Annotated in this window: 20 protein-coding genes; 16 read left to right on the forward strand and 4 right to left on the reverse strand. The window is 60.4% G+C overall.

Features of this window, described 5'->3' with window-relative positions:
* The first annotated feature begins 4 nt into the window (after positions 1-4).
* The 16 genes from rsmG to htpG all read left to right on the forward strand — a co-directional run bounded on the left by rsmG (position 5) and on the right by htpG (position 15910).
* Positions 5-670 carry a 16S rRNA (guanine(527)-N(7))-methyltransferase RsmG gene (rsmG, locus tag AFERRID_RS07920; RefSeq protein WP_126604810.1) on the forward strand — a complete coding sequence of 222 codons (666 nt, stop codon included), beginning with the start codon at positions 5-7 and terminating at the stop codon, positions 668-670.
* A gap of 47 nt (positions 671-717) precedes the next feature.
* Positions 718-1500, forward strand: a complete 783-nt coding sequence (locus AFERRID_RS07925) for a ParA family protein (RefSeq protein ID WP_113527591.1) — start codon at positions 718-720, stop codon at positions 1498-1500.
* Complete coding sequence (locus tag AFERRID_RS07930) at positions 1497-2381, forward strand: ParB/RepB/Spo0J family partition protein (protein WP_113527592.1); 885 nt, start codon at positions 1497-1499, stop codon at positions 2379-2381. Before AFERRID_RS07925 ends, AFERRID_RS07930 begins: the two co-directional genes overlap by 4 nt.
* A 27-nt stretch (positions 2382-2408) precedes the next feature.
* Complete coding sequence (locus tag AFERRID_RS07935; RefSeq protein ID WP_225981864.1) at positions 2409-2807, forward strand: hypothetical protein; 399 nt, start codon at positions 2409-2411, stop codon at positions 2805-2807.
* A gap of 2 nt (positions 2808-2809) precedes the next feature.
* Complete coding sequence (gene atpB / locus AFERRID_RS07940) at positions 2810-3559, forward strand: F0F1 ATP synthase subunit A (RefSeq protein WP_113527593.1); 750 nt, start codon at positions 2810-2812, stop codon at positions 3557-3559.
* 41 nt (positions 3560-3600) lie between these two features.
* Entirely contained in the window at positions 3601-3855 is a 255-nt protein-coding gene (gene atpE, locus AFERRID_RS07945; RefSeq protein ID WP_009561114.1) for a F0F1 ATP synthase subunit C, read from the forward strand.
* 42 nt (positions 3856-3897) lie between these two features.
* Entirely contained in the window at positions 3898-4377 is a 480-nt protein-coding gene (atpF, locus tag AFERRID_RS07950) for a F0F1 ATP synthase subunit B (protein ID WP_113527594.1), read from the forward strand.
* Between the two features lie 10 nt (positions 4378-4387).
* Positions 4388-4927 (forward strand): F0F1 ATP synthase subunit delta, encoded by a 540-nt coding sequence (locus tag AFERRID_RS07955; protein ID WP_113527595.1) that lies wholly within the window; start codon positions 4388-4390, stop codon positions 4925-4927.
* A gap of 16 nt (positions 4928-4943) precedes the next feature.
* A complete protein-coding gene (gene atpA, locus AFERRID_RS07960; protein ID WP_113527596.1) occupies positions 4944-6488 on the forward strand; it encodes a F0F1 ATP synthase subunit alpha in 1545 nt (514 codons plus the stop codon).
* A gap of 9 nt (positions 6489-6497) precedes the next feature.
* On the forward strand, positions 6498-7364 hold the full coding sequence (atpG, locus tag AFERRID_RS07965) for a F0F1 ATP synthase subunit gamma (protein WP_113527597.1): 867 nt from the start codon (positions 6498-6500) through the stop codon (positions 7362-7364).
* Between the two features lie 41 nt (positions 7365-7405).
* Complete coding sequence (gene atpD, locus AFERRID_RS07970; RefSeq protein ID WP_113527598.1) at positions 7406-8815, forward strand: F0F1 ATP synthase subunit beta; 1410 nt, start codon at positions 7406-7408, stop codon at positions 8813-8815.
* A gap of 3 nt (positions 8816-8818) precedes the next feature.
* On the forward strand, positions 8819-9244 hold the full coding sequence (locus AFERRID_RS07975; protein ID WP_009569104.1) for a F0F1 ATP synthase subunit epsilon: 426 nt from the start codon (positions 8819-8821) through the stop codon (positions 9242-9244).
* Positions 9245-9373: 129 nt separating this feature from the next.
* The gene (glmU, locus tag AFERRID_RS07980) at positions 9374-10741 is read left to right on the forward strand and encodes a bifunctional UDP-N-acetylglucosamine diphosphorylase/glucosamine-1-phosphate N-acetyltransferase GlmU (RefSeq protein WP_126604812.1); all 1368 of its coding nucleotides are present in this window, start codon (positions 9374-9376) and stop codon (positions 10739-10741) included.
* Between the two features lie 45 nt (positions 10742-10786).
* Complete coding sequence (gene glmS / locus AFERRID_RS07985; protein WP_126604814.1) at positions 10787-12622, forward strand: glutamine--fructose-6-phosphate transaminase (isomerizing); 1836 nt, start codon at positions 10787-10789, stop codon at positions 12620-12622.
* A gap of 241 nt (positions 12623-12863) precedes the next feature.
* On the forward strand, positions 12864-13859 hold the full coding sequence (locus AFERRID_RS07995) for a 2-hydroxyacid dehydrogenase (RefSeq protein WP_126604818.1): 996 nt from the start codon (positions 12864-12866) through the stop codon (positions 13857-13859).
* A 161-nt stretch (positions 13860-14020) separates the two neighbouring features.
* Positions 14021-15910, forward strand: coding sequence for a molecular chaperone HtpG (htpG, locus tag AFERRID_RS08000; protein ID WP_126604820.1), 1890 nt, complete (start codon positions 14021-14023; stop codon positions 15908-15910).
* A gap of 65 nt (positions 15911-15975) precedes the next feature.
* Here htpG and polX read toward each other — a convergent pair whose 3' ends face one another.
* The 4 genes from polX to AFERRID_RS08020 are packed head-to-tail and all read right to left on the reverse strand — an operon-like array spanning position 15976 to position 19631.
* Positions 15976-17706, reverse strand: a complete 1731-nt coding sequence (polX, locus tag AFERRID_RS08005) for a DNA polymerase/3'-5' exonuclease PolX (protein ID WP_126604822.1) — start codon at positions 17704-17706, stop codon at positions 15976-15978.
* Positions 17707-17709: 3 nt separating this feature from the next.
* The gene (locus AFERRID_RS08010; protein WP_126604824.1) at positions 17710-18378 is read right to left on the reverse strand and encodes a phosphoribosyltransferase; all 669 of its coding nucleotides are present in this window, start codon (positions 18376-18378) and stop codon (positions 17710-17712) included.
* Positions 18375-18671 carry a chaperone modulator CbpM gene (locus tag AFERRID_RS08015; protein WP_113527646.1) on the reverse strand — a complete coding sequence of 99 codons (297 nt, stop codon included), beginning with the start codon at positions 18669-18671 and terminating at the stop codon, positions 18375-18377. The genes AFERRID_RS08010 and AFERRID_RS08015 overlap by 4 nt, the downstream gene beginning before the upstream one ends.
* A gap of 24 nt (positions 18672-18695) precedes the next feature.
* A complete protein-coding gene (locus AFERRID_RS08020; RefSeq protein WP_126604826.1) occupies positions 18696-19631 on the reverse strand; it encodes a DnaJ C-terminal domain-containing protein in 936 nt (311 codons plus the stop codon).
* Between the last annotated feature and the right edge of the window lie 36 nt (positions 19632-19667).

The raw sequence follows: 19667 nt of genomic DNA on the forward strand, positions 1-19667 counted from the left end.
TTCGATGGCCAAGCCGGAGGTCTCCTCGCAAGAGCTGCGTGCCCGTCTGAATGCCGGACTGGTGGCTCTCGGCCTCGACAACACGGTCGGCGCCGAGCAGCGTAACCTGCTGATCCACTATGTCGCCCTCCTGCAGCGCTGGAATGCCACCCACAACCTGACGGCGGTGCGCGATCCCCTGGAGATGGTGCCCCGCCATCTGCTGGACAGTCTGGCGGTGCTACCCTATTTGCCGGAGGGTGCGGTGGTGGATATCGGTAGCGGTGCCGGATTACCCGGCATCCCTCTCGCCATCTGCTGCCCAGCACAAGCGTTCACCCTGGTGGAACCGGCGGCCAAACGGGTCGCTTTCCTCCGTTACGCCATCGCGGATCTTGGGCTGACCAACGTGCAGGTGGCCCCACAGGGCAGCGAAGATTATCACCCCGATCTCCTGCCAGACGTCATCATCAGCCGTGCCACCGCGCCCCTCGCTCGTCTCGACGCCATGACCAGGCACCTCCAGGGTCCGCACACCTGGGTGCTCGCCCAGAAAGGTCCGGGCGTCGGGGAGGAGTTGACCGACTGGCCCCGCGCCGCAACCCTCCACATCACCCGCCAGGACCTCGCCGTTCCCGGCCTGCCGCCGCGTTTTCTGCTTTCCTGGCGCATCCCGGTCGCCACGCCCTAGCCCCCCGCACCGCTACGGGGTATCCTACGCCAAGTTATCGTCGAAGAATGGAATTCCGCCCAGTCGCCATGCGCACCGTCGCTATTGCCAATCAAAAGGGGGGGGTGGGTAAGACCACCACCGCCGTCAATCTGGCCGCTGGACTCGCCCAGAACGGCAAGCGCGTTCTCCTGATCGACCTCGATCCCCAGGCCAATGCGACCACTGGTCTGGGTCTCGGCAGCAGTGCCACGGCGACGATCTACCACGTCCTCCTTGGCGAACTGCCCCTGAGCGCGGTGTTGTTGAATGCGTTTCCGGAGGGTCTTTCCCTTGCGCCCTCCAGCCCCGATCTTGCGGGTGCGGAGGTGGAGCTTTATGGCCGGCCCGATCGTGAGCGGCGCCTGCAGGATGCCCTCGCACCGGTCGCGGGCTTCGACTATGCCCTGATCGACTGCCCGCCTGCCCTCAATATGCTCACCATAAACGCGCTGGTCGCCGCCGATAGTGTCCTGATCCCCATGCAGTGTGAATACTATGCACTGGAGGGGCTGACCCAATTGCTTGGCACGGTGCGCCGGGTCCGCGCCCAGTTGAATCCCCGTCTGGAGGTGCATGGTCTGCTGCGGACCATGTTCGATAACCGCAACCGGCTGGCTTCCGAAGTGGCACTGGAGCTGGAGCGGCATTTTCCCGACAAGCTGTACCAGGCTGTCGTCCCTCGCAATATCCGCCTCGCCGAGGCGCCCAGCTTTGGCCGTGCCGCTCTGGTCTATGATCCTGCCTGCGCCGGTTCGCGGGCTTATCAGGGCGTTGCCACCGAATTTTTGCGCCGCGAGTGGTTGAAATGAAGCGGGTCGGCCTGGGCCGGGGTCTGGACGCCCTTTTCGCCAGTGAAGGTGGTGCGGGCACGGCCATGCGCGAGGTTCCCCTCGACGTACTGCAGCGCGGGCGTTATCAGCCGCGCGGCCTGATCAGTGCCGAGTCTCTGGAAGAACTGACCGCATCCATCCGCAGTCAGGGGGTGGTGCAGCCCATCGTCATTCGTGCCATCGGTGGCGGCCGTTATGAGATCGTCGCCGGCGAGCGCCGTTGGCGCGCGGCGCAATTGGCGGGCCTCAGCCACATCCCCGCCGTGGTCCGTGAGTGTAGTGATGAACAGGCCCTTGCCATCGGCATCATCGAGAACATCCAGCGCCAGGCTCTGAATCCGCTGGAAGAAGCGCAGGCCCTGCAACGCCTGCTCGACGAGTTCGGCCTCAGCCACGAAGCGCTGGCCGAATCCCTCGGCCGTTCCCGCGCTGCGATCAGTAACCAGTTGCGCCTGCTGCGCCTCTGTCCGGACCTCCATCCCCATGTCGAAAATGGCGCGCTCAGCGCCGGTCACGCCCGTGCCCTGCTGACCCTGCCGGACGGGCGCCAGGTGCAGATTGCGGAAAGGGTGGTGCGTGAGGCCCTGAGTGTGCGGGCCACCGAGCGACTGGTCCAGGCCGAAGGCCGGATCAAGGCCCCCAAGGCGGAGCCCGACGCCAATATTGCCGCACTTTCCGCCCGGATCGCCGCGCGCCTGGGGCTGCCCGTCGACCTGCGTGCGCAGGGGCGGGGCGGTGAATTGCGGATCCGCTGGGAGGATCCGGAACAGGAGGCGGCACTTTTTCAGTGTCTGGGCGTGTCTCTGGATGATGACGAAGGTGGATATTCGGCGCTTGACGGGCTGCATCGGCGTGTTTAGACTCACCGCGTATTCAAGAATTGTCTGTTGAAGGCGCTAAAAAAACAAACCGCGATGGTCAATTTTTCGTCGTATGTGGGGCGGGTGACCGCCACTGTACTGACGTTAGCGCTGCTGATGGCTGCGGTAGCGGCCTGGGGCTGGGGGCGTGAAGAAGCCTACGCAGTGCTTTTTGCAGCATTTTTGAGTGTGGTCAACATGCTTATTTTGGGTGGTCGCCTGATCGCGCTCCCCGCCTCTGCGCAACGCGCTGCACAGCGCTTGGGTGGAGCGGTGTTGCAGCGCTGGACGATCACCATCCTCGGACTGATTTTTGCAATATTCTGGCTGCGCCTGCCGGTCATCGGGCTGGTCGCCGGATTCTTGCTGACCCATTTCGTATTTTTGGCATTTCTGGTGCGGGAACGTTCCAGACAAAGGAGTTAAGCGTGGCATCAGGCGATATCGCCCATCACCTCGTAAACTGGACGATTGGTTCCGGTTTCTGGACGTTTGATCTCGACACCATCGTCATGGGTTGGGTCCTGGCCGCCATCCTGGTGATTACCGCCATGGTGGTGGGCTCCCGTTTGCAGGCCAGCGCCCCCAGCGGGATGCAGAACTGGCTGGAGGGGGTGGTGGATTTCATCGACGATCTGGTACAAGGCAGCTTCCCGGTCAAGGATCCACTGATTGCCCCGGTCGCCATGACGGTGTTTCTCTGGATTCTGTTGATGAACAGCATGGACCTCATCCCCGCGTACCTGCCGGGGATGGTTGCACACGGGTTCGGGCTCACGGAGTTCCGCATTACCCCCACGGTCAACCTGAATACGACTCTGGGTGTCGCCGTCGCCGTGTTTCTGTTGATGATCGCCACCAATCTGCGCGTCAAGGGATTCTCCTATTTCAAGACCTACCTGACCCATCCTTTCGGTATCTTCCTGGCGCCGATAAATATCATCATGTCGCTGATCGAAGAGATCACCAAACCGTTGAGCCTGGGTCTGCGACTTTTTGGCAACATGTTTGCCGGCGAACTGGTCTTCCTGCTGCTGGCCATGCTGCCCTGGTGGGGCGGGCTGGTCATGGGCGAAGTCTGGTCACTGTTTGAGAGTTTGATCATCATCCTGCAGGCATTTATTTTCACCGTGCTGACGGTGGTTTATCTCGGCATGGCGAACATGCAGGATCACTAAGAGTTTATTATTTCACTTTGCGACACTTGTAAGGAGTTACCATGGACGCACATACCATCATTGTTGCTGCTACTGCCATTGCCGTAGGTATCATTTTCGGCGCCGCCGGTCTGGGTTCCGCCATCGGTTGGGGTCTGATCACCTCCAAGACTATTGAAGGTATCACCCGTCAGCCGGAAATGCGCCCACAGTTGTTGGTGAATACTTTCATCTTTGCCGGTCTGATGGAATCTTTCCCCTTCATTATTCTGGCCTTCGGTTTCTGGTTCCTCTTCGCCAACCCGTTCCTGGGCTGATGCTGGACCGGCTGAGCCGGCCCACTTGCAAGTGAGGTAGTCATGAATCCAGTAGGTATCAATGGAACGCTGATCGTACAGTTCGTCACCTTCGTCATCTTGGTGGCCTTGCTGTACAAGTATATGTATGGTCCTTTGCGTAAGGTCATGGATGACCGTCGCGCCAAAATCGCCGACGGCCTGGCGGCAGCGGAACGCGGTAAGGAAGAGATGGCTCTGGCGCAGAAGCGTGCGACGGAACTGCTCCGTGAAGCCAAGGAAAAGGCGGCAGAAATCATCGCCAATGCCGAGCGTCGTGGTGTGGAGTTGCGTGAAGAGGCACAGGGTAAGGCGCGCGAGGAAGCCGATCGGATCATCGCCAGCGCGCGCGCCGAAATCGACGTCGAAACCAATCGGGCGCGCGAAGTGCTGCGTGGGCAGGTGGTGGAGCTCGTGGTGAATGGCACCCAGCGCATTCTGCATCGCGAAATCGACGATCAGGCCCACCGCGACATCATCGACCGTATGGTCGGCCAATTGTGAGGAGCCTCCCATGGCGGATCTGATCACGGTGGCGCGTCCCTACGCAGAGGCGCTTTATGGGCTGGCGAAAGAGAGTGGCCAGGAACAGGCCTGGGCGGATGCGCTGCAGGCGCTTGCCGCCATGATTGCCGATGTTCAGGCGCAGGCCTTTCTCACTGATCCGGAGCGTGCTGACGCCGAAAAGGTGTCCTTGCTGACTGCGGTTCCTGTGGCGGTGGACGGCGAGGCGTGGAGGGCATTCCTGGCGCTGTTGATCCACAATGATCGCTGGCCCGCGACGGCCGAGATCGGCACGCTTTTCGCGGACGCCGTGCGCCGCGCGGAAGGCATTGTCGATGTCCTGGTCACCAGCGCCGTCGCCCTGGACGCCGGGCAGAAGACGGCTGTGCAGTCCGCGCTCGAGCGCCGCTTTACCGGCCACAAGGTGGCATTCCGGGAAGCGGTCGATGCCGCGCTGATCGGTGGCCTAGTTATTCATACGGGTGATCTCACCATAGATGCTTCCGTGCGTGGACAAGTGCAGCAGCTTGCCCGAACCCTTCGCAGCTAAGTCTTGAGGAAATGGTATGCAACAACTGAATCCATCGGAAATCAGTGAACTGATCCGCGCACGGATCGCCGGCTTTGAAGGCCGTGTCGAAACGCGCTCGCAGGGCACCATCATCAGCTTGAGTGACGGCATTCTCCGCATTCACGGTCTGGAAGACGTAATGTACGGCGAGATGCTGGAACTCCCCGGCGGCCGCTTCGGGCTGGCCATGAATCTGGAACAGGACAATGTCGGCGCAGTCGTGCTCGGCGAGTTCTCCGGTCTCCAGGAGGGCGACGTCGTCAAGTGCACCGGCAGAGTCATGCAGGTGCCCATTGGCAAGGCGCTTCTCGGTCGTGTCGTCAATGCCCTGGGCCAGCCTGTCGATGGCAAGGGTGCCATTGACGCCGAGGAGTTCGACGTCCTTGAAAAAATCGCCCCTGGCGTAATCGACCGGCAGAGTGTCGACGAGCCCATGCAGACCGGCATCAAGTCCATCGACGCCATGGTGCCGATTGGTCGTGGTCAGCGCGAACTCATCATCGGCGACCGCCAGACCGGCAAGACGGCCGTCGCGATCGATGCCATTCTCAATCAGAAAGGCAAGGATGTGCAGTGCATCTATGTTGCCATCGGCCAGAAGGCTTCCACCGTTGCCAGCGTGGTGCGCAAGCTCGAAGAATACGGCGCCATGGAGTACACCACGGTGATTGCCGCCAACGCCTCCGAATCTGCCGCCATGCAGTATCTGGCGCCCTATGCCGGTTGCACCATGGGGGAATATTTCCGCGACCGCGGTATGAATGCGCTCATCGTGTATGATGATCTTACCAAGCAGGCTTGGGCCTATCGCCAGATTTCCCTGCTGTTGCGCCGTCCGCCGGGCCGTGAAGCGTATCCGGGGGATGTGTTTTATCTGCATTCCCGTCTGCTGGAGCGCGCCGCGCGTGTCAATGCGGATTTCGTCGAGAAGTTTACCAAGGGCGAGGTGAAGGGCAAGACCGGTTCGTTGACCGCCCTGCCCATCATCGAAACCCAGGCGGGTGACGTGTCGGCCTTCGTGCCCACCAACGTGATCTCCATCACTGACGGCCAGATCTATCTGGAAACCGATCTTTTCAACGCCGGTATCCGTCCCGCCATCAACGCCGGCCTGTCGGTATCGCGGGTGGGTGGCGCGGCGCAGACCAAGCTCATCAAGAAGCTGGGCGGCGGTATTCGTCTGGATCTGGCCCAGTATCGTGAGCTGGCAGCCTTTGCGCAGTTTGCCTCCGATCTGGATGAAATTACCCGCAAGCAGATCGATCGCGGCAAGCGGGTCACGGAATTGCTGAAGCAGGATCAGTTCTCTCCGATGTCTGTGGCAGAGCAGGGCGCGGCGCTTTTTGCGGCCAGCAGTGGTGCGCTGGACGATGTCGAAGTGGCCAATGTACGACCCTTCGAGAAGGCGCTGCTCGCTTATTTGAACAGCAACTACAAAGACTTGATGGCCGGAATCGAAGAGAAGAAGGATCTGACGGACGACCTCAAGAAGCAACTCGACGCGGCGGTCAAGCAGTTCAAGTCCGGCTCGACGTACTAGGAGAGTAGCATGGCCAACGCCAAGGAAATCCGGGGGCAGATCAAGAGCGTAAAGAATACGCGCAAGATCACGCGCGCCATGGAGATGGTGGCTGCGAGCAAGATGCGGCGCGCTCAGGAGCGGATGCGCGCCGCCCGTCCCTACGCGGAGAAAATTCGCGAGGTATTGGGACATCTGGCGCAGGCCCATCCCGAGTATGAACACCCGTTGATGCAGGTGCGCCCCGTCAAAAAGGCAGGCTTTCTGGTGGTGACCACGGATCGAGGGCTTTGTGGCGGGCTCAACGTGAATGTGCTGCGTAGCGTCGTCCAAAAGATGCGCGAGCTCCACGATGGGGGGGTCGAGTCGAATCTCGCGGTGGTGGGCAACAAAGGGTTGGGCTTTTTGCGGCGCCATGGTGCGCATCTCGTGGCGGAGCTGAACGGATTGGGTGACAGCCCGCATCTGGGCGACATGATCGGACCCATCCGGGCGATGGCGGATGCTTACGCCAAGGGCGAGGTCGACGTGGTCTATCTGGTTTCCTCCCGTTTCGTGAATACGATGTTGCAGCGAGCAACGGTCGAGCAATTGCTGCCGGTCGAAAAACCGACGGCGTCCGCAGAACCGCGTGCGGAGTTGTGGGATTACATCTATGAGCCCGAAGCCCGTCCGGTGCTGGATCGTCTGATGCAGCGCTATGTGGAATCAGTGGTGTACCAGGCGGTTATCGAACACCTTGCCTGCGAACAGAGCGCGCGCATGGTTGCCATGAAAAGTGCGTCGGACAACGCCAAACGTATGGTGGATGACCTCCAGTTGGCCTACAACAAGGCGCGCCAGGCCGCCATTACTCAGGAAATCGCCGAGATCAGCGCCGGTGCGGCGGCGGTTTGACGATGTGCACAGCATTTTTTGGAATTTTTGAGGGTTAAATCATGAGCGAAGCGGTTGCTAAAGAAAACGCCGTCGGCCATATCGTCCAGGTGATCGGGCCGGTGATCGACGTCGCCTTTTCTCGTGGGCAGGTCCCCGAGATCATGGAAGCTATTGTGGTCGACGAAAACAATCTGACCATCGAGGTGCAGGCCCAGTTGGGTGACGGCGTGGCGCGCGGTATCGCCATGGGGTCCAGCGAAGGCCTCAAACGCGGGTTGGCCGTCACCCGTACCGGTGCGCCGATCAGTGTGCCGGTAGGGCATGCCACTCTGGGCCGGATCATGAACGTCCTGGGTGAGCCGGTAGATGGCAAAGGACCCGTACAGACGGAAGATCGCCAGGCCATCCATCGCCCGGCGCCGGCCTTTGACGAACTCGCGGCAAGCACCGAGGTGCTGGAGACCGGTATCAAGGTCATTGATCTGGTCTGTCCTTTCGCCAAGGGCGGTAAGGTCGGCCTCTTCGGCGGCGCCGGCGTGGGCAAGACGGTGCTCATGATGGAGTTGATCCGCAACATCGCTATCGAGCATACCGGATATTCGGTGTTCGCAGGCGTCGGCGAGCGGACTCGCGAAGGGAACGACTTTTACCATGAAATGACCGACTCCGGCGTTTTGGACAAGGTCGCCCTGGTATACGGGCAGATGAACGAGCCGCCTGGCAACCGTTTGCGCGCCGGGTTGACCGGCCTGACCATGGCGGAGCACTTCCGTGACGAAGGTCGCGACATTTTGATGTTCATCGATAACATTTTCCGCTATACGCTGGCCGGCACTGAAGTCTCGGCGCTGCTGGGGCGCATGCCTTCTGCGGTGGGCTATCAGCCAACGCTGGCTGAAGAAATGGGCCAGTTGCAGGAACGTATCACTTCCACCAAGGTAGGGTCCATCACCTCTGTGCAGGCCGTTTACGTGCCGGCGGACGATCTCACCGATCCTTCTCCGGCGACGACCTTTGCCCACTTGGACGCCACGGTGGTGTTGTCGCGGCAGATTGCGGAACTGGGCATCTACCCCGCGCTCGATCCACTCGATTCTTTCAGCCGTCAGCTCGATCCGCAGATCGTTGGCCAAGAGCACTATGATGTGGCTCGTTCCTGCCAGAAGACGTTGCAGCGCTACAAGGAATTGCAGGATATCATTGCCATTCTGGGCATGGATGAATTGTCCGAGGACGACAAACTGCTGGTGTCGCGGGCACGCAAGATTCAGCGCTATCTGTCCCAGCCTTTCTTTGTCGCTGAAGTGTTCACCGGCAGCCCCGGTACCTATGTCTCCCTGAAGGAAACGATCCGTGCGTTCAAGGCGATCGTGGCAGGAGAGTATGACCACCTGCCCGAGCAGGCCTTCTACATGGTCGGCACCATAGATGAAGCCCTTGCCAAGGCGCAAAAGCTGCAGCAAGGCTAAATCATGGCGATGACCATAGATGTGCGGGTAGTCAGCGCTGAAGGCAGCATCTACGCGGGGGTCGCCGATATGGTGGTGGCCCCCGGCGAGATGGGCGAGCTTGGCATTCTGCCCCGCCACGCGCCGTTGCTGACCGGGCTGCGCCCCGGTGAGTTGCGGATCATTCACGGCGCGGAGACGGAATATCTCTTCGTCAATGGCGGGATTCTGGAAATTCAACCCGACATGGTGACGGTGCTGGCTGACTCGGCGGAACGCGCGACAGATATCGACGAAGCCAAGGCTTTAGCGGCCAAGCAGGCTGCGGAAGCTCGGATGGCGGGACACACGGATCAGATGGAGTATGCGGCGGCCCAGGCGGAATTGCTGGAGCAGATTGCTCGCCTGAAGACGGTGCAACGCCTGCGGGAGCAGGGATTGCTGCGCTGACCGTCGCGCAATGTGTGCAGGCGCGTCGTGTAACACCACACAGACCCCAGCGGCTGAAGAGTCCCTGGGGTCTGTGTATTTTGTGGTCTGGCGTTTATGCTGACAGACAACGCAAGGCATGGAGACATCATGTTGACGGATATCGTAATCCTCGCTGCCGGGCAGGGCACGCGCATGCACTCGGCTCTACCCAAGGTGCTGCAACCGCTTGGGGGAAAACCAATGCTTGCCCACGTACTGGCTACGGCGACAGATCTGGCGGTGCGGCGTATCCACATTGTGGTCGGTTTCGGCGGCGATGCCGTGCAGGCCGTCTTCCCGGACACGCCGGCGAGCTGGTGGACTCAGGCACGGCAGCTCGGTACCGGCGATGCGCTGAAATCGGCGTTGCCGGGTTTCATGGGAGCGGACCGGGTACTGGTACTGTATGGCGACGTGCCCCTCTTGACGGCAGCGACACTGCGCGAATTTCTCCAACAAACCCCGGCGACAGCACTTGGATTGATGACGGCATCGGTAAGCGAGCCCCACGGCTACGGCCGGATTCTCCGTGATACGGACGGCCAGGTGCAGGCTATCCGTGAGCACAAGGATTGCCAGACGGACGAACAGGCCATCTGCGAGATAAATCTTGGGATGATGGTACTGCCGGTACAGCCGCTGGCGGGCTGGCTACAGGGACTGTCTGCACGCAATGCCCAGGGCGAGATGTACCTGACGGATGTGGTGGCGGCAGCGCGGGCGGACGGCTATGTCGTTTGGCCCTTTACACTGGCTGATGCGACCGAGGCTCTGGGGGTGAATGACCCCTTGCAGTTGGCGATTCTGGAGCGTGTGTTTCAGCGGCAGCAACTGCGCGCGCTGCAGATGCGGGGATTACGGGTGGCGGACCCGGCGCGGGTAGACATTCGTGGCGAGCTTACTTGCGGTCAGGACTGTTGGGTGGATGCCAACGTGTTGTTTGTCGGCGAGGTGCATCTGGGGCATCGCGTCCGCGTAGGAGCTGGCGCCGTTTTGCAGGATGCGCAGATTGGCGACGACGTGGAGATTCTACCCTACAGCCTTATCGAAGGCGCCCAAATTGGGGCCGGGGCGCGGATCGGACCTTTCGCGCGGATTCGCCCCGGAACGGAGATCGGCGAAGCCGCTCATATCGGCAACTATGTCGAGGTGAAGGCTGCCAAAATCGGCGCGGGCAGCAAGGCCAACCACCTGAGTTACATCGGGGACGCGGAGATCGGTACCGGAGTGAATGTGGGCGCCGGGACGATTACCTGCAATTATGACGGAGCGAACAAACATCGGACCATCATCGGCAATGACGTGTTCATCGGCTCCGACAGCCAGTTGGTGGCGCCAGTGCACATTGGCGACGGAGCGACCATCGGCGCGGGCAGCACCATTACCAAAGAGGTACCTCCGGGAGGACTGACGCTGAGTCGCAACCCGCAGCGTACCATTCCTCATTGGCAGCGGCCGCGGCGTGACAAAAAGTAATTCCCGATAACGCGGGATGGTCTTCGATGACAGGAGAACAGGATCATGTGCGGTATTGTCGGTGGGGTGAGCAAAACAGATCTGGTCCCGATGATTCTGGAGGGGCTGCAGCGCCTGGAGTATCGTGGCTATGACTCTGCCGGGCTGGCGATATTGGGGACCAATGCGGATTTGCTGCGGGTGCGCAGCGTCGGGCGCGTCGCCGAGCTGACTGCCGCCGTTGTCGAGCGTGGCTTGCAGGGTCAGGTGGGCATCGGCCACACGCGCTGGGCCACCCATGGCGGCGTCGCCGAATGCAATGCGCATCCCATGATCTCCCATGAACAGATCGCAGTGGTCCATAACGGTATCATCGAGAACTTTCATGCCTTGCGCGCCCGCCTGGAAGCAGCTGGGTACACCTTCACCTCCGAGACCGACACGGAGGTCATCGCGCATCTGGTGCACCATTATCGGCAGACCGCGCCGGACCTGTTCGCGGCGACTCGCCGGGCAGTGGGCGATCTGCGCGGCGCCTATGCCATCGCGGTGATCTCCAGCCGCGATCTGGAGACCGTGTGCGTGGCACGGATGGGCTGCCCGCTGCTGCTGGGCATTGCCGATGATGGGCATTACTTCGCTTCGGACGTGGCGGCCCTGCTGCCGGTGACCCGCCGCGTGTTGTATCTCGAAGACGGCGATGTGGCCATGCTGCAGCGACAGACCCTGCGGATTACGGATCAGGCCGGAGCGTCACGGCAGCGGGAAGAACACTGGAGCCAGCTCAGTGCGGCGGCTGTCGATCTGGGGCCTTACCGCCACTTCATGCAGAAGGAAATCCACGAACAGCCCCGCGCAGTTGCGGATACCCTGGAAGGTGCGCTGAACAGTCAACTGGATCTGACGGACCTCTGGGGAGATGGTGCCGCGGCCATGTTTCGCGATGTGGACCGGGTGCTGTTCCTGGCCTCTGGCACTAGCCACTACGCGACATTGGTGGGACGCCAATGGCTGGAAAGCATTGTAGGGATTCCGGCGCAGGCGGAGCTGGGGCACGAATATCGCTACCGGGACTCCATTCCCGACCCGCGCCAGTTGGTGGTGACCCTTTCGCAATCCGGCGAAACGCTGGATACTTTCGAGGCCTTGCGCCGTGCCAAGGATCTCGGTCATACGCGCACACTGGCCATCTGCAATGTCGCGGAGAGCGCTATTCCGCGGGCGTCGGCGTTGCGTTTCCTGACCCGGGCCGGCCCAGAGATCGGAGTGGCCTCGACCAAGGCGTTCACCACCCAGTTGGCGGCGCTCTATCTGCTGGCTCTGTCTTTGGCCAAGGCGCAGGGGCGTCTGAACGAAGTGCAGCAGGCTGATCACCTGGATGCCTTGCGGCAACTGCCGGGCAGTGTCCAGCAAGCCCTGAACCTGGAGCCGCAGATTCAGGGGTGGGCGGCACGTTTTGCCAGCAAGGACCATGCGCTTTTTCTGGGGCGCGGCCTGCACTACCCCATTGCGCTGGAGGGCGCGCTCAAACTCAAGGAAATCTCCTATATCCACGCCGAGGCTTATCCTGCGGGCGAATTGAAGCATGGCCCCTTGGCCCTGGTGGACCGCGACATGCCCGTGGTGGTGATCGCGCCCAATGACCGCCTCCTCGAAAAGCTCGCTGCCAACATGCAGGAAGTCCACGCCCGTGGCGGTGAGCTCTATGTTTTTGCCGATTCGGACAGCCACTTTAACGCCAGTGAGGGCGTGCATGTGATGCGTTTGCCCCGTCACGCCGGTCTGCTCTCCCCCATCGTCCACGCTATCCCGGTGCAGTTGCTGGCCTATCACGCGGCGCTGGTGAAGGGCACCGATGTGGACCGGCCGCGTAACCTCGCGAAGAGCGTGACGGTGGAGTAATGGGGCGGTTCGGTGTACCGGGTGTTGTTAACGGACAATAGAGTATCATCCCGGCGTTTCCCTGAATTTCGGGCGGCCGGACCTGCTTGGCAGACGCAGCGAACTGGGCTGTGAATGGCGCAGGCATGGTCACGGCGTGCCGGGGGAGATCTGTGAAGAGGCGCCGGCTATAGTCCGTGTCACGGGCAGCTACTTTTGCTGATCCCCCGTGTGCTGATGAATACAGAGAAGGAGAGGTGCTATGCGTTGTCTGGTTAGCAGTGCTCGCCCTTACGATGAGCAGTTCCTCAGCGCCGCTAACCACGGACGCCACGAATTGGTATTTCTTGAAACCGCATTGAGCGCGGATACGGCCTTCATTGCCCAGGGATACCCTGCCATTTGCCCCTTCGTGGATGACACGCTGGACGCAAAAACCCTGGAAACCATAGCGCGCTTGGGGACTAAACTACTGGTGTTGCGCAGCACCGGGTTCAACCATGTGGACATCCCTGCTGCCGAGAAGTATGGCATCACCGTCATGCGGGTGCGCGATTATTCTCCTTATGCGGTGGCTGAATATGCCGTCGGCCTGATGTTGACCCTGAACCGGCATTTGCATAAAGCTTATAATCGAGTGCGTGACGGTAATTTTCTCCTCGACGGCTTGCTTGGATTTGATATGCATGGCAAAACTGTCGGTATTGTTGGCACTGGAAAAATTGGTCAGGCACTCGCCCGGATTCTGCATGGTATGGGCTGCCACCTGTTGGGCTATGACACAGTCGTCAATCCCGCGTGCCTGGAACTCGGCGTTGCGTATGTACCGCTGGAAGAATTGCTCGCCAAAAGCCAAATCGTCAGCCTCCATGTGCCGCTTCTCCCGGAAACCCGGCATCTGATGAATGCGGAACGGTTCGCCTTGATGCCCGATGGTGCCGTGCTGATCAATACCAGCCGCGGTCCGCTCATCGACACCACGGCACTCATTGCGGCGCTGAAAAGCCGCCATCTGGGTGCAGTGGGTCTGGATGTCTATGAAGAAGAAGCGGAATTATATTTTAAGGATCATTGCGACGACATTATCTGCGATGACAGCTTCGAACGGTTGCTTACCTTCCCCAACGTTATCGTTACCGGCCATCAGGCCTTTTTTACCCGCGAGGCCCTAAAAACCATCGCGGACACCACGATCCAGAACCTGGATGACTACAGCGATGGAAAGGATAATCCAAATTGCGTTCGCAGCAAGGGGTGAGAACAGTTCCGATATTCCATTCGCGAGGAATCCCCATCGGCGCCAGCCTTGGATGAGGCACCTGCGGCCTTGATTTTTTCTTTGGCAGGCACCACTTTCAGCGTGCTTACATTCAACCGTTCGCTCGCTGCGCGAACCCCGTTACTTCATCAGGAGAGATAATGGCCACCGGCAAGGAAACCATGCAATTTCAAACCGAGATCAATCAGCTATTGCAGTTGATGATCCATTCGCTGTACTCCAACAAAGAAATCTTTCTGCGCGAGTTGATCTCCAATGCCTCCGACGCTTGCGACAAGCTACGTTTCGAGGCATTGGCTGACCCCGCCCTCTTGACAGGTGACAGCGAGCTCAAGGTAGAGGTGGACTTCGATCCCGAAGCCGGCACCATTACCGTGCGGGACAACGGTATTGGCATGAACCGCGACGAAGTGATTGCTAATATCGGCACCATCGCCAAATCCGGAACGCGAGAATTCTTTGAACGCCTCAGCGGCGATCAGACCAAAGACGCCAAGCTGATCGGCCAGTTCGGAGTAGGTTTTTATTCGGCATTCATCGTTGCAGATCGCGTTAGCCTGAACACTCGTCGCGCCGGCATGGAGGCCGAGCATGGCGTTCGCTGGGAGTCGGATGGTACCGGAACCTACACCCTGGAAACCCAGGATCTGCCCGCGCGCGGTACCGAAATCGTCTTGCACTTGCGTGAGGAAGAACGCCAGGACCTGCTCAGCGCATGGCGCTTGCGCAGCATCATCAACAAGTATTCGGATCACATACCCCTGTCGATCCGTATGCGCAAAATAGGCGAAGATGGCAAACCTGGTGACGAATGGGAAACGGTCAATAAGGCCTCCGCTCTCTGGCAACGATCCAAGTCCGAGATCAGCGACGACGAATACAAGGAGTTTTATCGCTATGTCAGCCACGACTATGGCGACCCTCTGGCCTGGAGCCACAACCATGTGGAAGGACGGCTGGAATACACCTCCTTACTTTTCATTCCTGCCAAAGCACCCTTTGATCTCTGGGATCACAACCATTCCCACGGTATCAAGCTCTATGTGCAGCGCGTCTTCATCATGGACGATGCCGAGCAGCTCCTTCCCCGCTATCTGCGCTTTGTGCGCGGTGTGATCGATTCCAGCGATTTGCCTCTTAACGTCTCCCGCGAGATTCTGCAAGGTAACCGAGTCATTGATCAGATGCGCTCCGGTTCGGTGAAACGAATACTGAGTCTCCTCGAGGAAATGGCCGAGAAAGAGCCTGAAAAATATCAGACGTTTTGGAATGAATTCGGACGGGCACTCAAGGAAGGGCCGGGCGAGGATTACAGCAACCGCGAACAGATCGCCAGGCTGCTGCGCTTCGCCAGCACCCACACGGACACGGACACGCAAAATGTATCGCTGGCCGATTACCTCGCGCGTATGGCCGAGGGTCAAGACAAAATTTACTACATCACTGCGGACTCCTTCCTTGCCGCCAAGAACAGCCCACAGCTGGAGTTGCTGCGCAAAAAAGGCATCGAGGTATTGCTGCTCAGTGATCGCGTGGATGAATGGCTGACCAGCCATCTGCCGGAATTTGAGGGTAAGGTACTGACGTCCGTCGCCAAAGGTGCACTTGACCTGGGCGCCATCGAAACCGAAGAAGAACGCAAATCGCAGGAAGAAACCGAAAAGGATGCCGAGGGTTTGGTGGAACGCATCAAAAACGCCTTAGGCGAGCGGGTGGAGGCTGTGCGCGTATCCCATCGCCTGACCAGTTCTCCGGCCTGTATCGTCCTGGGCGAGCGGGACATGGCCCTGTACATGCAGCAATTGCTCAAGCAGGCCGGTCACGAAATATCCAGCACCAAACCTGTCCTGGAGATCAACCCCACCCATCCCATGCTGGCACGCATAGAAGGCGAAAAAGACGATACTCGCTTCGCCGAATGGTCAGCACTGTTGCTGGATCAAGCGATTCTGGCCGAGGGGGGGCAATTGGAAGATCCCGCCGGTTTCGTCGCCCGTATCAATCAGTTGATGCTTGCGCTGGCAGGCTGAGCTTGCCTGACCAAAAACAGGAAATCCCCCGGCTATGCCGGGGTGACAGTTTTGTCCGTCAATATCTACCGGCTCATGGTCGCTGCCAGCAGGGGCCGCAACTCCTTGAGCGTTCTCGTATTGAGCACGTCCTTCATCTCCAGCCAGCCGCGCTGCGCCTGCTGCAGGCCAAAACGCAGGTTGTCGAAGTCGTGAATACTGTGGGCGTCGGAATTGACGGCCAGCAGCACCCCTTCTTCCTTGGCCGTCCGCGCATGGATATCGACGAGATCCAGCCGCTCGGGCTGAGCATTGATCTCCAGAAAGCATCCTCGCTCGCGCGCATGGCGGATGATGCGGGGCATGTCCACATCCATGGGGTTCCGGCTGCCGATGAGTCGCCCGCTGGGGTGGGCGAGGATGGTGAAATGGGGGTTGTCCATGGCCTTAAGGATGCGTGCGGTCTGTTTGCCCCTGGGCAGATCGAAGCGGTAATGCACGGCCGCCACCACCAGGTCCAGATCGGACAGGATACCGCCGGGTAAATCCAGGCTGCCGTCTTCCAGAATGTCTACCTCTATGCCCTTGAGGAGCGTGATACCGTCGAGTTCGGTATTGAGGGTATCAATCTCATCCATCTGCCGACGCAAACGCACCGGGTCGAGGCCATGGGCGACGGTCAGGTGGCGGCTGTGCTCGGTGATAGCCAGATATTCCAGACCCGCGGCCCGGGCCGCCGCAGCCATGTCTCGTATACTATAGTGGCCATCGCTGGCCTTGCTGTGGGCGTGAAGGTCACCGCGTAAATCGCCCATCGCCACCAGTTTCGGCAGATGTCCGGCGCGGGCGGCCTGGATCTCGCCGCGGTTCTCCCGCAATTCCGGCTCGATATAAGGCAGGCCGACAGCGGCGTAGACCGACTCCTCCGTATCGCCGGCAATCCGTTCCTTCCCGCGAAAAAGCCCATATTCGTTGACTTTCAGACCTATATCCTGACCCATGCGGCGGATGGCGATGTTGTGGGACTTGGAGCCGGTAAAATAATGCAGGGCGGCACCATAGGCGGATTCGTCCACGGCGCGCAGGTCCACCTGGAGCTTGTTGCGCAGGATCACGGTGGCCCGGGTGGTACCCTGGGAGAACACTTCCGCCACATCCTCATAGGCGGTGAAGCGCTCCATGACCGGACTGTCCGCAGAGGCCGTAGCCAGTATATCCAGGTCGCCCACCGTATCCCTGCCGCGCCGGAAGCTGCCGGCCACCACCACTCGCCGCACCCCGGGTACGTTCCGCAGATAGCGAACCAGGGCGGCGGCATACGGAGCGGCGACGGCGATGGGAAAACGAGGAACGGCGGCGATCTGGGCCTGAAGGGCTTCCAGAATGCGCGCTTCGGTTTTCTCGCCAAAACCGGGGATACTGCGAATGCGCCCCTCTCTGGCGGCGCGGGTGAGCTGGTCCACGGTTTCCACGTCCAGTTCGTGCCAAAGTGCCTTGACCCGCTTGGGTCCAAGACCCGGCACCTTGAGCAGCTCCGTCAGCGCTGGCGGGGTTTGTTTTTCCAGTTTTTCGAGGAAGGAGCAGTGTCCCGTGGTGACGATCTCGATAATTTTTTTGGCTAGATCCTCGCCGATGCCGGGTAGCTCGGTGAGGTCCTCGCCAGCCTCCACCATGGTTTTGAGGTCGCTGGTCAGCCCCAGCACGAGGCGGGCGGCGGTGCGGTATGCCCGCACCCGAAAGGGGTTGGCGTCCTCGATCTCCAAAAGATCGGCGATTTCGTCGAATGCGCGCGCGATGTCGGGGTTGAGAACGGGCATGACTTAGGGATGCGGCGGTTTTTGTGGCGGCGGTGTATTGCGCAATATCTCCAGCACCTCTTCGTCCTTGACTTCCCGGAAATCCGTAAAGAACTCTCCTACCGCATGAAACGGCTCCGGGGCCGACAGGTAAACCAGATCATCTGCGAGGGGATGCAAACGCGCGATGGTGTCGGGAGGGGCCACGGCAAAGGCGGCGATCAGGCGCGCGGGCCGCTGCTGGCGAAGGAGACGCAGTGCAGCCCCCAGAGTAGCACCGGTGGCGACGCCGTCGTCAACCACAATGACGATCCGGCCACGGGGATCGATGGCCGGGTGAATCGGCGTGTATTGCGCCCGTCTCGCCTTGATCACCTCCAGTTGCCGGGTGGCTTCGTCGCGAATGTATTGCTCGCCGATGCCCAGACGGCCGGCAATGGGATCCATCCATATCCGCCCGCTTTCATCGACGGCGCCTACGGCATATTCGGGGTTGCCGGGCGCCCCGATCTTGCGTACCAGAACCACGTCAAGGTCACCGTGCAGCGCGTTGGCGATGATGCGCCCCATGGGTAGTGCCCCGCGGGGAATGGCGAGCACCAGGGGATCTTTGCCATCATAAGCGGTCAGGCTGCGCGCCAGTAATTCCGCTGCCGCTTCACGGCTGGCATAATTCGGGGGATAAGTAGTCATGGTTGGAACCCCCTTAACCGCTCCAGCAAGTCCACCGCCAGCGCGGCCCCTGCCATATCGATCTCCAGATCGCGGCTGAGGCGGCGGCTGAGGCGGGCGCGATAGAGATCGAGACTGCGGAAGCGCCAGTGCTGCGGGCCGCTGCCTTCGGGACGAATGACGCCGTAATGCACCAGTTGCACGGCTTCGCCTTCGGCGCAGTGGAGCAGGGTGCAAAAGTGCGGAAAATCAAAGCAGAAATCGCCCTCTTCCAGCAACTCCGCTTCGATGACGGTGATCGGTGGTGAAACCATGGCGCATTCTCCTCGGTCTTCTCGTCAGCGGCGGGGATGGAAGTCGGACATCTCTGCCAGTTGGTTCCACAGGGCTTTCTCCGGTTCGCCGATTTTTTTGGGGACGACAATCTGGATTACGGCATACAAATCTCCAGGTGGTTTGCTGCCGGCGCCGGGCAACCCCTTTTGACTGAGCCGCAGCTTCTGCCCGCTGCTGCTGCCGGCCGGAATCTTCATGCGCACGTCGCCATCCAGGGTGGGAACTTCGACGCTGGCGCCGAGCACCGCCTCCCACGGAGTGATGTGCAGGTCATGATATAAATCACTGCCCTCTATCCGAAACCTGGGGTGTGGCAGAAACTGGATGTGCAGGTACAGATCCCCATTGGGACCGCCACCCATACCCGGCGCGCCCTGCCCGGCCATACGCAGTCGCTGTTCTTCGCGGATGCCTTTGGGGATCTTGACGGTCAGGCGCCGCGCTTCACGGCGCATACGGCCATCGGGCCCCATGGTGGGTACTTCCAGGCTGATCTCACGCTGGGCGCCCTGGGCCGCATCCTCCAGGCTGACGCGGATCGTGGCCTCGCTATCTTCGCCTTGGCTGCGGAATCCGCCCGCCCCGCCGCTACCGAACCCACCACCCTGTTGCTGGCGGAATATGGACTCGAAAAAGTCGCTGAACCCACCGCCACCCCCGCCAAAGCCACCCGCGGCCTGCTGACCCCAGCCGGGCGGGGGCCGGAACTCCTGGCCGGCGCGCCAGTTGCTGCCCAACTGGTCATAGGCGGCACGTTTCTCCGGATCCTTGAGCACCTCGTAGGCTTCCTGGAGGTCCTTGAAGCGTTCCTCCGCATCCTTTTCCTTGCTCACATCCGGGTGATATTTGCGCGCCATTTTGCGATAGGACGCTTTGATGGCATCGGCATCGGCGCTGCGTTCGACCCCCAGAATTTTGTAGTAGTCCTTGTATTCCAACTCGTCCCCCTTATCATTGGTTATAGCAGACAGCGG

Origin of the sequence: Acidithiobacillus ferridurans, from assembly GCF_003966655.1 — a bacterium.
GTDB classification, from domain to species: Bacteria; Pseudomonadota; Gammaproteobacteria; order Acidithiobacillales; family Acidithiobacillaceae; genus Acidithiobacillus; species Acidithiobacillus ferridurans.